Annotated in this window: 12 protein-coding genes and 1 tRNA gene; 2 read left to right on the forward strand and 11 right to left on the reverse strand. The window is 54.6% G+C overall.

All coding sequences use genetic code 11. The features are described 5' to 3' along the window. Window positions 1–82 precede the first annotated feature (82 nt). Window positions 83–3,589, reverse strand: coding sequence for a DNA-directed RNA polymerase subunit beta (gene rpoB, locus ACX5K5_RS11580; protein ID WP_459174425.1), 3,507 nt, complete (start codon window positions 3,587–3,589; stop codon window positions 83–85). A gap of 903 nt (window positions 3,590–4,492) precedes the next feature. On the opposite strand from rpoB, the gene ACX5K5_RS11585 reads away from it, so the two are divergent. Beyond that, window positions 4,493–4,990: an aminoacyl-tRNA deacylase gene (locus ACX5K5_RS11585; protein ID WP_096256911.1), complete on the forward strand. Its 498-nt coding sequence runs from the start codon at window positions 4,493–4,495 to the stop codon at window positions 4,988–4,990. On the opposite strand, the gene ACX5K5_RS11590 is transcribed toward ACX5K5_RS11585, so the two are convergent. The 8 genes from ACX5K5_RS11590 to ACX5K5_RS11625 all read right to left on the reverse strand — a co-directional run bounded on the left by ACX5K5_RS11590 (window position 4,944) and on the right by ACX5K5_RS11625 (window position 10,723). Beyond that, window positions 4,944–6,119, reverse strand: coding sequence for an acyltransferase family protein (locus tag ACX5K5_RS11590; protein WP_459174426.1), 1,176 nt, complete (start codon window positions 6,117–6,119; stop codon window positions 4,944–4,946). The two genes, ACX5K5_RS11585 and ACX5K5_RS11590, sit on opposite strands and share 47 nt — an antisense overlap. A 146-nt stretch (window positions 6,120–6,265) precedes the next feature. Then, a complete protein-coding gene (gene rplL / locus ACX5K5_RS11595) occupies window positions 6,266–6,640 on the reverse strand; it encodes a 50S ribosomal protein L7/L12 (protein WP_096256913.1) in 375 nt (124 codons plus the stop codon). Between the two features lie 71 nt (window positions 6,641–6,711). Beyond that, window positions 6,712–7,236 carry a 50S ribosomal protein L10 gene (gene rplJ / locus ACX5K5_RS11600; RefSeq protein WP_096256914.1) on the reverse strand — a complete coding sequence of 175 codons (525 nt, stop codon included), beginning with the start codon at window positions 7,234–7,236 and terminating at the stop codon, window positions 6,712–6,714. Window positions 7,237–7,951: 715 nt separating this feature from the next. Then, a complete protein-coding gene (gene rplA / locus ACX5K5_RS11605; RefSeq protein WP_096256915.1) occupies window positions 7,952–8,653 on the reverse strand; it encodes a 50S ribosomal protein L1 in 702 nt (233 codons plus the stop codon). A 136-nt stretch (window positions 8,654–8,789) separates the two neighbouring features. After that, window positions 8,790–9,221 (reverse strand): 50S ribosomal protein L11, encoded by a 432-nt coding sequence (gene rplK / locus ACX5K5_RS11610; RefSeq protein WP_096256916.1) that lies wholly within the window; start codon window positions 9,219–9,221, stop codon window positions 8,790–8,792. 128 nt (window positions 9,222–9,349) lie between these two features. Further along, entirely contained in the window at window positions 9,350–10,207 is an 858-nt protein-coding gene (gene nusG / locus ACX5K5_RS11615; protein ID WP_096256917.1) for a transcription termination/antitermination protein NusG, read from the reverse strand. 72 nt (window positions 10,208–10,279) lie between these two features. Beyond that, window positions 10,280–10,534, reverse strand: coding sequence for a preprotein translocase subunit SecE (gene secE, locus ACX5K5_RS11620; protein WP_096257076.1), 255 nt, complete (start codon window positions 10,532–10,534; stop codon window positions 10,280–10,282). A 116-nt stretch (window positions 10,535–10,650) separates the two neighbouring features. Further along, window positions 10,651–10,723: transfer RNA gene (locus ACX5K5_RS11625), tRNA-Trp, on the reverse strand. 261 nt (window positions 10,724–10,984) lie between these two features. Between ACX5K5_RS11625 and ACX5K5_RS11630 the strand changes: the two genes are divergently transcribed. Next, on the forward strand, window positions 10,985–12,184 hold the full coding sequence (locus ACX5K5_RS11630) for a pyridoxal phosphate-dependent aminotransferase (RefSeq protein ID WP_096256918.1): 1,200 nt from the start codon (window positions 10,985–10,987) through the stop codon (window positions 12,182–12,184). Window positions 12,185–12,249: 65 nt separating this feature from the next. On the opposite strand, the gene ACX5K5_RS11635 is transcribed toward ACX5K5_RS11630, so the two are convergent. Both ACX5K5_RS11635 and ACX5K5_RS11640 read right to left on the reverse strand, forming a co-directional pair. Further along, window positions 12,250–12,927, reverse strand: a complete 678-nt coding sequence (locus ACX5K5_RS11635) for a LuxR C-terminal-related transcriptional regulator (RefSeq protein ID WP_096256919.1) — start codon at window positions 12,925–12,927, stop codon at window positions 12,250–12,252. After that, window positions 12,920–14,191, reverse strand: a complete 1,272-nt coding sequence (locus ACX5K5_RS11640) for an ATP-binding protein (RefSeq protein WP_188684960.1) — start codon at window positions 14,189–14,191, stop codon at window positions 12,920–12,922. Before ACX5K5_RS11640 ends, ACX5K5_RS11635 begins: the two co-directional genes overlap by 8 nt. Window positions 14,192–14,289 lie beyond the last annotated feature (98 nt).

Below are 14,289 nucleotides of genomic sequence, written 5' to 3' on the forward strand. Positions count from 1 at the left end.
TCTGAAGTCGATACGAATAAGTAAGTCTTGGTTTCTCGCTACGCTCGCTGGGCCAGCTGGCCTCCTGAGGCAGCGATCAAACCTAGACCTCCTCTACGGAGTTTGGCTCCGACCGGGAAAGGTCGATGCCAAGCTCTTCCGCCGCACGGAACGATTCCTCGTCCGATTCGCGCATTTCGATCGTGTTGCCGTCGGTACCAAGTACCTCAACGTTCAAGCACAACGACTGCATTTCCTTGATGAGCACCTTGAACGACTCTGGAACGCCTGGTTCCGGAACGTTCTCGCCCTTGACGATGGCTTCGTAGACCTTTACACGTCCGTGGATATCATCCGACTTGATGGTCAGAAGTTCCTGCAGGGTGTAAGCGGCGCCGTAGGCTTCCAGTGCCCAAACTTCCATCTCACCGAAGCGCTGGCCACCGAACTGGGCCTTACCACCAAGTGGCTGCTGGGTAATCATGGAGTATGGACCGGTGGAACGTGCGTGAATCTTGTCGTCCACCAAGTGGTGAAGCTTCAAGATGTACATGTAACCAACAGCGACCGGATCCGGGAAAGGCTCGCCGGAACGACCATCGTACAAACGGGTCTTACCGGTGTTACCGATCAGACGCTCGCCATCACGAGTGAGGTTCGTTGAATCCAAGATTCCGCGGATTTCCTCTTCCGAGGCACCATCGAAGACCGGGGTCGACACGGTGGTCGGTCCGGACTGACGAGGCAAGTTAGGCAGATCCTTCACCCAAGCCGGCTCGTTTTCGATGTTCCAGCCCTGCTTGGCAGCCCACGCGAGGTGGATTTCCATAACCTGACCGACGTTCATACGGCCTGGCACACCCAGTGGGTTCAAGATGATATCCAATGGGGTTCCGTCTTCGAGGAACGGCATGTCCTCAAGTGGCAGAATCTTGGAAATAACACCCTTGTTACCGTGACGACCGGCAAGCTTGTCACCATTGGTGATCTTGCGCTTCTGTGCCACGTAGACGCGAACCAGCTGGTTTACACCAGGGGAAAGGTCATCATCGTTGTCGCGATCGAAGATACGAACGCCAATGACGGTGCCCGACTCGCCGTGCGGAACCTTCAGCGAAGTATCGCGAACTTCGCGGGACTTCTCACCGAAGATCGCGCGCAACAGACGCTCTTCTGGGGTCAGCTCGGTTTCACCCTTAGGGGTGACACGGCCTACCAGCACGTCGCCGGCTTCAACTTCAGCACCGATGTAGACGATGCCGCGGTCATCAAGCTGGGACAGGATGTCCTCGGAGACGTTCGGGATGTCGCGAGTGATTTCCTCGGCACCAAGCTTGGTGTCGCGGGCATCAACTTCGTGCTCTTCGATGTGGATCGAGGTAAGCACATCTTCGAAGATCATGCGCTGCGAAAGAATGATCGCATCCTCGAAGTTGTGGCCTTCCCATGACATGAATGCCACGAGCAGGTTCTTACCCAAGGCAAGCTCACCCTTGTCGGTCGACGGACCGTCGGCGATGATCGACTGGAATTCCAGACGGTCACCTTCGTTAACCAGCACGCGCTGGTTGTACGCGTTGCCCTGGTTCGAACGGGAGAACTTCATGATTGGGTACATCGACTCGGTGCCGTCATCATTCATGACAACAACCAGGTCTGCGGAAACCTCGGTGACAACACCTGGCTTCAGCGCAACGATGGAATCGCCGGCGTCAACCGCGGCGAACTTCTCCATGCCGGTACCAACCAGTGGCGACTCCGAAGCCAACAGCGGCACAGCCTGGCGCTGCATGTTGGCGCCCATCAGTGCGCGGTTGGCATCGTCGTGCTCGAGGAATGGAATCAGTGCAGTTGCAACGGAAACCATCTGGCGAGGCGAAACGTCCATGTAGGTCACTTCGGCTGGCTCAACGATAACGGGCTCGCCGCCACCGCCCTTTTCACGAACGAGTACGGTCTCTTCGAGGAAGCGGCCGTCTTCTGCCAGTGGAGCGTTAGCCTGTGCGATGAAGTGCTGAAGCTCGTCATCTGCGGTCAGGTAGTCAACCTCGTTGGAAACAACGTTGTCCTTAACCCGACGGTAAGGAGTTTCGATGAAGCCGAAGGAGTTGATGCGTCCGTAGGTAGCCAACGAACCGATCAGACCAATGTTTGGACCTTCGGGAGTTTCAATTGGGCACATACGTCCGTAGTGGGACGGGTGAACGTCTCGAACTTCCATGCCTGCGCGGTCACGGGACAGACCACCTGGGCCCAGAGCCGACAAGCGACGCTTGTGGGTCAGACCGGCCAGTGGGTTGTTCTGGTCCATGAACTGCGAGAGCTGCGAAGTACCGAAGAACTCCTTGATTGCAGCAACCACAGGGCGGATGTTGATCAGCGTCTGCGGGGTGATCGCTTCCACGTCCTGGGTGGTCATGCGTTCACGCACAACACGCTCCATACGGGAAAGACCGGTGCGGATCTGGTTCTCGATCAGCTCGCCGACGGCGCGGATACGACGGTTACCGAAGTGGTCGATGTCATCTACGTTGACCGGTACGTCGACGATCTCGCCCTTGCGGGTACCGGAGATGGTCTTCTCGCCTGCGTGCAACGCGACGAGGTAACGGATCATTGCAATGATGTCGTCCTGGGACAGAACCGATGGGCTCTCGGCGTCAACCGGAACCTCTACACCAAGCTTGCGGTTGATCTTGTAACGACCAACCTTTGCCAGGTCGTAGCGCTTTGGCTCGAAGTACATGTTGCGCAGCAGACCCTGTGCAGCGTCCACCGTTGGTGGCTCGCCTGGGCGAAGCTTGCGGTAGATATCGAGCAAGGCTTCGTTCTGATCCTTGACGTTATCCTTCTCCAAGGTGGCACGAATTGAATCGTACTGACCGAATTCGGAGAGGATCTTTTCTTCGCTCCAGCCAAAGGCCTTGAGCAACACGGTGACCGACTGCTTACGCTTACGGTCCAAACGCACACCAACCTGGTCGCGCTTGTCGATTTCTAGTTCGAACCATGCACCACGCGAAGGAATGATGCGCGAGGAGTAGATGGTCTTGTCACTGGTCTTGTCCGGCGTGGACTCGAAGTACGCGCCTGGGGAACGGACCAGCTGCGACACAACAACACGCTCGGTGCCGTTGATGACGAAGGTGCCCTTGTCGGACATCAGTGGGAAATCGCCCATGAATACGGTCTGCTGCTTGATTTCGCCGGTTTCATTGTTCATGAATTCGGCCTTGACGTACAGCGGTGCCGAGTAGGTGGCGTCGCGATCCTTGCACTCTGCGATCGAGTACTTAGGATCAGCGAATTCCGGATCGGAGAAGCTCAAGGACATGGTGTCCTGGAAGTCTTCAATCGGGGAGATTTCCTCGAAGATTTCAGCCAGACCCGAGACAGCTGGCACGCTGGTGTCACCAGCGGCTTCGGCCTTGGCTAGGCGAGCCTTCCACAGGTCATTGCCGATGAGGCGGTCAAAGCTCTCAGTCTGCAATGCCAACAGGTTAGGCACTTCAAGGGGTTCGTTAATCTTTGCAAAAGAAAGTCGGCCAGCGTATGCAGCATCGCGAGCCGAACTAGCGGTTTGGTTGTTAGGGTTGCTCGAGGCGACCAAGATGGATCCTTCCAAAGACCGTCAGGTTTCCGAACGCCAACCGTGCTAAGGTGCCTGTCATAGGACAAGCCCTCGTGTGACGACGCGAACCCACCGCTATATGAAGGCCACGCGCGCAAACAGGTATGGCGCAAATTTCTACTCTACCGGAGTATTTTAAGCTTGTCGATATCCGCGAGAGAAATTCATGCTATAGTTTCTTGCTACTTTTTGAAGCGACCGGATTTCAGGCACATTTCTGCCATTCGCGGTTGTCACCGGCGATACCCAGAATGCCTTTCTGGTCGCAATTCCGCTCACATTCACCCACGTGAGAGAACAAAAACGGGACCTTAGGCGAATATCGGCCGCCTACCTGGACTCCCCCGCAGTGAAAACAGAATCGTCGCGGTCTATCGTCAGTGTGCAGTTACTCACAGTGGCAATAATTCACCAACTTCGACCTCTACGGAGTATCGCGTCCGCTATCGCACCGTAATTTTCATGAAATCTTTTTTGGCTGCTGCTTTTAGGTCATTGTGCCTTCGCACCGAGCCAACAATAGTGCGCTCATTCCCATTGAGCACCTTCCGCCTTAATTCCCCCGGCAGGGATGCGCAATAGGATTCACGTGCACCGTCTGAAGATTTTTCCGTTCTCCTTGGTCCCGCACGCCACCCACAGTCTTCGCAGACCGTAGACGCAGAACAAGCCATTAGACGTAAAGCTCGACTTACCATTGCCTGACTGTGTGTCCTAGATCTCCAAAAGTTCAAGATTATGAGCTAGCCTCGGGGGAAGGCTAAACCCAAGTGGCAGGAGCATCAGTGGAAATTGAAGTCTTCTTTTCTGCTGAACCCTCCATGGGCAGCAAGCCTTGAGCCGGCGCAGAAGATAGCAGTCAAAAGCTAGGAGTGCAGAAGCATGAATCAGTCAAAGGTTAACGAAGCACTTACCCGAGTCAGCCTCGATGCTTCACGTCGGGATATACCTATTGAGATAGTTCCGCGTGAGCCGGCCAATTCTCTAGAGCACGCCGCAGAACTACTCGGTGTGATTCCAGCCCATTTGTTGAAGACACTTGTTATTAAGCGTTCCGACGACACGTACCTATTTGCTTTGGTGCCAGGCGGACGGAAACTAAGCTGGCCGAAACTACGCGAAGTAGTAGGAGTTAACAAGCTTTCACTGCCAGATGCTGATATTGCCTACGACGTCACGCGCTACGTACGCGGAACGATTACTCCGTTCGGCTCTCATTCAGTGCTTCCGGTATATATCGATGCCAGCGTTTTCACAGAGCCTGTCCCCGAGGCAGTAGCTCTAGGATGCGGTGAACCCGAGCACGGACTACTGGTTGATCCTCAGGACCTGGTTAACGGATTTGATGCCACGATTGCCGATATTTCGATTTCCGAGTAGCCGAGCCAAGGCCTGAAACCGGAAGTCTTTGAGCCCAAGCGCTCAAAGCAGTCAGGGACTTGATGGATTCATTGCGTAGCCAGAGACCTACTGGCTTTTCAATAAAGCGAGCCACCAGGTAGGCCACGAGAAGCATGATGGCGAAGGTCAACGCAAGCAACACATATTTGTTCATGGTGTCGCTCAGGCTATGGATGATCCACCATCCCCAGATTTGGTGGAAGAGGTACAACGGGTAGGTCAGCGACCCTGCCACGACTAGCCATCGCGCCTGGACATTTTTCAGTGGCGTCAGCGTACATACTGCCAACAAGGCTACGCAGAGGACTGCCAGCAGCGAGAAGTGCCAGGCGGGGACAGTTAATCCAGAGAGGTAGTCGTTATCGAAGCTACCCTTCAATCCGGTGAAGTAAGCAGAGACTACGGTGTTGAATGCGACCATAGCCCAACGCCCGATGGTGTGCCCGTTCTGGTAAATCAAAAACAGAACCATGCCGGCGGCGAATTGTGCCGCGTATTGCCCAGCAATCCACTCCTGGGCTTTGTCCATGCCAGCTACGTGCAGGAGGATTCCGAGACTCGGCCAGATAAACGACAGCCACATGATGTTTTTGATTTTAACTAGTCCGACAACTAACAGCAGTGCAAGCAACACATAAAAGCGGAACTCCACCCACAGGGTCCAGTACACGCCGTCAAGATCTCGCACTCCCATGCCCTGTTGGACCATGGTGAGGTTTGGGACGATATCCTCGCGACTTCGTCCGTCTTGCGCGTCAGGCCAAATTTTGAAGGTGAGAACTGCCGCTGCAATCACCGCAAGCCAGTAGGCCGGATATAACCGGCCTAAACGTGAGCCGATGAAGTGGATCAGGTTCTTGCCTTGGACGGACATCAAGATCACGAAGCCAGAGATCAAGAAGAAGAGCTGTACACCAATCAAGCCATAGCGGCTGAACTGCGAGAGTATCGGCCATGCCTCTGGAGCTTTAAGTCCCCAGTGGCTGTGTCCCCACGCGGTGTAGTGGTAAAGAACCACGATTAAGGCAGCGCTGATTCGTAGGCCGTCTAGTAAACCTAGCCGTGCACCTGTCTTCTTCGTTTCCTGAGTTTGAGTTGTTGACACCATTTCACTGTAAACAATGAACTTGAATAAACCCTGTTAATAGAAACGTTATAAAGCATTAGACACATTATTTGACTTTAACGACCAAAGGGCCCACGGACACGAAGTCCATGAACCCTTTGACAATAAGTTGCGAGTGACCGCGGTACTTACTTTACGGTTACAGTTGCGCCGGCAGCTTCGAGAGCTTCCTTTGCCTTTTCTGCAGCTTCCTTGGTTGCACCCTCAAGGACAGCCTTTGGAGCCGAATCAACGACCTCCTTGGCTTCCTTCAGGCCGAGGGAAGTCAATGCACGAACTTCCTTGATGACTGCGATCTTCTTGTCGCCAGCCGACTCAAGAACGACATCGAATTCGGTCTGCTCTTCTTCAGCAGCAGCTGCGCCGCCTGCTGGGCCTGCAACGGCAACTGCAGCTGCAGTTACGTCGAAGGTCTCTTCGAATTCCTTCACGAACTCCGAGAGCTCGATGATGGTCATTTCCTTGAATGCTGAAAGCAGCTCTTCAGTGCTGAGCTTCGCCATGGTCGGCGTCCTTTCGGTTTTGGCCCTGAGGCCTATGAATTGGGGTTACGATGCGAAAGAGTCGCGAAAGCTTAGGCTTCTGCCGGAGCTTCCTCGGCAGCTGCGCCACCGTTCTCTTCTTCTAGCTTCAGACGCAATGCGTCCACGATGCGCACAGCAGCGGAGGCCGGAGCCTGCAGTACTGCAGCAACGCGAGCGAGCTGAGTTTCGCGGGATTCCAGGGCTGCCAGAGCGGCGATGCCGGCCTGGTCAAGGGCCTTGCCCTCGAAGAAGCCAGTCTTGACGACAAGCTTCTCATTAGCCTTTGCGAACTCCGTGAGGCTCTTTGCGGCAGCAACTGCGTCACCCTTGATGAAGGCGATTGCAGTCGGACCGGAAAGCTGACCATCGAATGCATCGATGCCAACTTCCTTCGCTGCGATAGCGGTCAAGGTGTTCTTCACAACTGCGTACTTGGTATCCTGACCAAGTGAGCGGCGAAGTTCCTTGAGCTGTGCAACGGTAAGCCCACGGTATTCGGTCAAGACAGCCGCAGTTGATTCCTTGAAGTCTGCAGCGATTGCTTCAATCGCTACAGTCTTGGTAGGCGTTGCCATAACACTCCTTCCGGGGATTTGTTCGGTACCGTTTCATAACCGGCGAGGCCAATAAAAAAGGCCCCGCGCAGGAGCACAGGGCATTTCAACTAATTCAAGTTAAAACAAATCTATGAAACCTGCGTTGGCCGCTCTTGCGAGCTCTTCGGGACTTATGCATGCATATGTCCGGCCGACGGTCTTCGGTATCTCTAGTCTAAACGGGGATTGTGGCATCTTCCAAATCGATAGCCGCACAGCCCCCATGATTCGACTCACTTAATGGTCGTTAAAAGACAAGGCCTGAAGCCAGCACTTGGGGGACGCTGACAACAGGCTACTTGTCGATATAAAAGTTTTGGGGAAACTCTTATATCCAGGTCCTACATGGTCTTGGGGGGCCCATGTAGAAGCTGCCGATCAAGTCGGTACTTAAACCTTATCATCACTTATTGAAGCAAAGGAACACATCTCAGACAGATCACCGGCAAAACTCAGGCAATTCGCATCTCTAGCTGCTGCGAGAATTTCCCTGCTGCTTTACCTCTAGTCATGGCCTGGTCCCCCGGTTGCCAAAAACCTGCGGTGGCACAAAACACGGCCCCTTTGAGAGGGTACTCACCACAACTTTAGCTCGCCAAAGCTACCGAGGTTTCCTTTGGTTCGTGGAATTACAAAAACCGCGGGGTAGATCAGATTTCTCTGATCTACCCCGCGGTTTTAGTACTCGTAAGGCTTAGGCCTCGACGCGAGTTACGTTCGAGTCAACAGGGATGCCTGGACCGAAGGTAGTCGAGATGGTTGCCTTCGAGATGTAGCGGCCCTTGGAAGAAGAAGGCTTCAAGCGAAGTACTTCTTCCAGTGCTGCTGCGTAGTTCTCGTTCAGCTGCTTGGCTTCGAAGGAAGCCTTGCCGATGATGAAGTGAAGGTTGGCGTGCTTGTCGACGCGGAAGTCGATCTTGCCACCCTTGATGTCGGTAACAGCCTTGGCCACATCCATGGTCACGGTGCCGGTCTTAGGGTTTGGCATCAGGTTACGAGGACCCAAGATCTTACCCAAGCGGCCAACCTTACCCATGAGGTCTGGGGTTGCTACGGCCGAGTCGAAGTCGGTCCAGCCGCCCTGGATCTTTTCGATCAGGTCGTCCGAGCCTACGAAGTCAGCGCCGGCTGCGCGGGCTGCTTCTGCCTTGTCACCGTTGGCGAAGACAACCACGCGGGCGGTCTTACCGGTGCCGTGCGGAAGGTTCACGGTACCGCGAACCATCTGGTCTGCCTTGCGTGGGTCAACACTCAAGCGGAAAGCAACCTCAACGGTCGAGTTGGTCTTTTCGCCTGCGATGTCTTTGGCCAAGGCAATTGCCTCGGTTGGCTCGTAGAACTTGTCAGCCACGATCTTAGCCGCGGCGGCTACGTATGCTTTGCTGCGCTTTGCCATCTGCGTTATCTCCTTATGCAGTCGTGGTCATATGGACCGCGCCCGGTCCTGCCACGGGCAAGCTGGGGGTTCCCTGCTCGCCTTGATAATAAATTCTTTGGTGTAGTCACCGAGGTGAACTACGAAAAGCTAAAAATTAGCCTTCGACGGTGATGCCCATGGAACGGGCGGTACCGGCGATGATCAACGAGGCGGCAGCCAAGTCGTTAGCGTTGAGGTCAGCCATCTTGGTGTTGGCGATCTCTTCAACCTGTGCCTGGGTCAGCTTTGCAACCTTGTCGGTGTGCGGGGTAGCTGAACCCTTAGCAACGCCAGCAGCCTTCTTGATCAGCTCTGCAGCTGGAGGAGTCTTGGTGATGAAGGTGAATGAACGGTCTTCGTACACGGTGATTTCAACTGGTACAACGTTACCGCGCTGCGACTCAGTCGCTGCGTTGTAAGCCTTGCAGAATTCCATGATGTTGACACCGTGCTGGCCAAGTGCAGGACCAATTGGCGGAGCCGGGTTAGCGGCACCTGCATTGATCTGCAGCTTGATGAGTCCAGTGACCTTTTTCTTTGGGGCCATGTCGGGTCCTTATGCTCTTGCAGTTCCCATAACACAGGAGCGTGTTACGGGTTGTGGCTGTCGTGGCGCGACAGCCGAACGCGCCCTCACCCCGTAAAGCAAACGGAATGGGGCACGAAGACTTAATACTACTGGATCTTGGTGACCTGATTGAAGTTCAAGGTCACTGGGGTCTCGCGTTCGAAGATCGAAACGAGGACAACCAGCTGAGCAGATTCCAGCTTGATTTCGGAAATCGTCGCCGGCATGGTCTCGAATGGACCGTCGTTGACGGTAACCGCTTCTCCGACCTCAAAATCGACGGTGACTTCGGTGATTGGCGAACGGCCTGGCTTGGAAGCCGATGGTTGTTCGATCGGATCAACCACGGTGTGCTCCAGCATGGAGAACACTTCGTCAAGGTTCAAAGGGTTCGGATCGTGAGCGTTTCCTACGAAGCCGGTGACGCCTGGAGTGTGTCGAACTACACCCCACGAAGCGTCGGTCAGTTCCATACGAACCAGGACGTAGCCCGGGATACGTACACGACGAACGATTTTGCGCTGAGTGTTCTTGACCTCAACGACTTCTTCCATCGGAACCTGGATTTCATAGATGAAATCATCCATGTCCTGGGTCTGAATACGAGTCTCAAGGTTCAGCTTGACGCGGTTTTCGTAACCTGCGTAGGTGTGAATAACGAACCAGTCACCTGGCTGACGGCGCAGCTTCGAACGGAATTCTTCCTTGAGCTTTGCGACTACGTCTTCTTCAGAATCCGCTTCTTCTTCATCGGCTTCTACTTCGTCTTCTGCAGACTCAGTGACAGCTTCTTCAGTTTCAGCTTCAACAACTTCGGTCTGAACTTCTTCTTCAGCAACAACGGCTGGAGCTTCGGTCTCGTCTGTTGCAACGTCAGCGGAGGTTTCTACCTGCTCGCTTTCAGTTTCAACGAACTCGTTTTCGACCTCGTCATTAATCTGCGGTTCGAGTTCCTTGTCGGACACTGCAGCTCCTGCTTTCTTTGACTGAATGACATCTAACTACCTGCCGGCGATTATACCGCCGTGGCAAATAATTTACTGTTCTGGCTGATTAGTGAACAGGAGGATCGAGCCTTGGCCCAAAATGAGGTCAAGCACCGTAACGATCAACATGACGATGCAAACAAAACCGATTACGACGAGCGTGTAATTGATCAGCTCGCTCCGCGTTGGGGTCACGACTTTTTTTAGTTCCGCGATTACCTGGCGCAGGAAAAGGAAGATGCGTCCGAAGAAGCCCTTCTTTGCCTTGTCACCGTTTCCGGGATTAACGGCAGCTGATTCGCTCAACTTGATCCTCGTTTCAAATTTTTTGGCCAGTTGAAACAATCACGGTGCGTCGCAGCCGGACCGACCACAACACACCGTGATTTGAGATTCGCTGTGCGATTATTATCGCAACTGCGCAGGGCAGACAGGACTCGAACCTGCAACCTGCGGTTTTGGAGACCGCTGCGCTACCAATTGCGCCACTACCCTTTGAGCTACCGCTCTTACTACACACATCTTAGCCGATAGGTGTTTGACCATGTCGTTGTCGATGTCTGAGCAACGAGAAATAACTTTACGCAACGAAATAGCAAATGTCGAACTGACTGCCCGCTGTGTGTCGCACACCGCATTCCGCGCCACTGATCATAAACAGTTCGTGTCATTTACCGACTTCGCCGAGCATAGCTAATTGCAGGCTACTAGGATTGCAGGTAACAGCAGCTCACGTACCGTCAGGATGCACTTTCTATGTCTAGAATTTCTCGCCGCATCGGCGCCATCTCCGAGTCCGCCACCCTCGCAGTAGATGCCAAGGCGAAAGCACTCAAAGCCGCCGGCCGTCCAGTGATTGGATTCGGCGCCGGCGAGCCGGACTTCCCAACCCCGGACTACATAGTCCAGGCAGCAGTCGAGGCAGCCAAGGATCCAAAGAATCACCGGTACTCCCCCGCAGCAGGTCTGCCGGAGCTTCGCGAAGCAATCGCCGAGAAGACCTTGCGTCATTCCGGGTACGAGCTCAGCGGATCTCAGGTACTGGTGACCAACGGTGGCAAGCAAGCGGTTTACAACACCTTTGCAGCCCTGCTTGATCCAGGCGATGAAGTCATCATCCCCGCGCCGTACTGGACAACCTACCCGGAGTCCGTCCAGCTCGCCGGTGGTGTGCCAGTATCAATCTTTGCCGGACCCGAGCAAGGCTACAAGGTCACCATTGAACAACTAGAGTCGGTGCTCACCGAACGAACAAAGATCCTTCTGTTTGTGTCACCGTCTAACCCGACCGGCGCCGTGTACACCGCGGAGCAAATCACCGAAATTGGTCGCTGGGCTGCATCCAAGGGTCTATGGGTAGTCACCGATGAAATCTATGAACACCTCACCTATGGGGATGTTACCTTCAACTCGATCGCCACGCTGGTCCCTGAGCTCGAGGATCGTGTGGTCATCCTCAACGGTGTCGCCAAAACCTACGCCATGACCGGTTGGCGCGTGGGCTGGATGGCCGGGCCACTAGATGTCATCAAGGCCGCCACTAACCTGCAGTCCCATGCGACTTCAAACGTGGCCAACGTATCCCAACGGGCAGCTTTGGCCGCCGTTGCCGGTCCACTGGATGCGGTTGAAGAAATGAAGATGGCTTTCAACCGTCGCCGTCTGGCTATTGTCCAGGGGTTGAACTCTATCGAGGGGCTGCACTGCCCAATGCCCGATGGTGCTTTTTACGCCTACTCGGACGTGCGTGGCCTCTTAGGTCGCAAGATCCGCGGAGTTGTGAACAACACGAGCGCCGAGCTAGCCGCGTTCATTCTTGAGCAGGCTGAAGTAGCAGTCGTTCCTGGTGAAGCCTTTGGCCCGTCGGGATACATTCGCATGTCCTACGCGCTAGGCGATGCAGACCTCGCCGAGGGTATCTCACGCATGGCTAAATTGCTAGGCGACACCGAATAAATCTTCAAGCAAAACGCGTATGGCTCGATCCTTGAAGATCGAGCCATACGTGTTTTACCGGTTTCTTAGAGGATTTTTCGGTCTACTGCCCAACGGGTGAGCTCATGGCGATTTGAAAGCTGTAGTTTGCGCAAGACATTAGATACATGCGATTCAACAGTTTTCACTGAGATGAATAGTTCTTTGGCTACTTCCTTATAGCTGTACCCGCGCGCAATCAGACGCATCACTTGCAGTTCACGGTCCGAAAGCAGATCAAGCTCTTCATCGATGCCCGTCACCTCGGCCACACTGGAACTTCCAAAGGCGTCCAGCACAAACCCTGCTAGCCGTGGCGAGAAGACCGCATCCCCACCGGCCACCCGCCGGACCGCGTCAGAGATCTCTGTCCCGGAAATGCTCTTGGTGACATATCCGCGCGCTCCGGCACGAATTACGGTGACGACGTCCTGTGCGGAGTCTGAAACGCTGAGCGCCAAAAACTTAGTGTTGCCCAAAAGATGCGCGCAGCCGGCAAGTACTTCTGCACCTCCGCCACCACGCCCACCAGGTAAATGCACGTCGAGCAGCACCACGTTGGGGCGCTCTCGCTCGATGACCTCGATGGCGCTCTCGACGCTGCCTGCCTCGCCAACGATCACTAGATCTTCGCTGAGATCCGCACGTAGGCCGGAGCGGAAAATTCCGTGGTCATCAACTAGGACAACACGAATGTTCTGCTCATTGCTCAGTTCGCTACTCATTGTTTTGTTCTTCCTGCTCGCTGCTTCGCGGCATGCTCAAGGCCACTTCGGTGCCGGTTTCACTACTGCGGATTACGGCTTTGCCCCCGGCACGCTCCATACGTCCAATAATCGATTCGCGCACCCCATGCCGATCCTCTTCAATGGCTTCGACATCAAAGCCACTGCCTCGGTCCCTGATAAATATTTCTACCAGTTCCTTGTTGCACTCTAGATATACGGAAATCTTTCCTTCGGCATGTTTCGCCGCGTTCATCATTGCCTCGCGGCTTGCTGCGACTAGAGCCTGTTGTCCGTCGAATCCTTTGGCATGACCCACTGCAATCACATCAACATCACGTAACATCAGTTTTTCGATATTATCTGCTTCGGACTGCAACTCCACGACAACGTCTTCTTCATCGAGGTCTTCGGTCTCATAAAGCCATGCTCGCAGTTCACGTTCTTGCACCCTGGCTAAGGTACGCACGGCCGCCGGATCATCACTACGTTTTTGGATCACAGCCAGTGTTTGCAAGACCGAATCATGTAGGTGCGCGGCAAAGTCAGCACGCTGTGCGGCGGCTTGGCGAGAACTTCTCTCGGCGAGGTAATCACGCCACAAGCGGGCACCCCACGGCAGCAACACCACCACCGCGCCGGCAATAATTGCTAACGCCGCCCACATGCCACCGATTAGATCCGAGGTGCTCACGGTACCGCTCAAAATAGCCAGTAACCCACCGATGGCAAGAATCAGCCCCAGGATCAACCGTCCGAGCACCATTGCCCTGGACTTGCTATCCCCAGATAAACGCTGCCCATCAATCTGCAGCCAAGCCAAAAGCACACCAGCCACAATGCCCATGGCCGGCCAGATCAGGTCCCAGCGGATGTTCAGTCCCAGCCATTGCGCTAAGGCCAACACCGCAATAAGCAATAAGCCGGTACCCATGAGCGTCTCCCGCCAGGAGGCGAGCTTCGCTGTCATTTCCTTAGGGCTTGGGATCCCTTGCTGAACACGACCCATTTCTTCGGCGAGCGTTCGCCTGCTTGTCCCCCACGAACGCAGTTGGTCTGCTTTGGATTCTTCGGCACTAGGGGTAAAAACCCACAACCAGGCATAGAGCAGCACTCCTACCCCGCCTAACGCGGTCAGTGCGACAAATCCGAAACGAACATAGCTCACCGGGAATCCAAGGTGCGCCGCTAACCCGCCGCATACCCCCGCGATGAGCCCTGAATCGCTGCGAACAATCGAAGTGCGCTGCTCAGAACTTTCCATAGTGACAAGTCAAGCATGATCCTCAGAATAAAACTGGGCTTGGAGCAGAAGTGGGGGTCCACTAGGGGAAGAATCAGGGTAGCCCCTCATAGCGTCAA

The organism is Glutamicibacter bergerei (assembly GCF_054495185.1).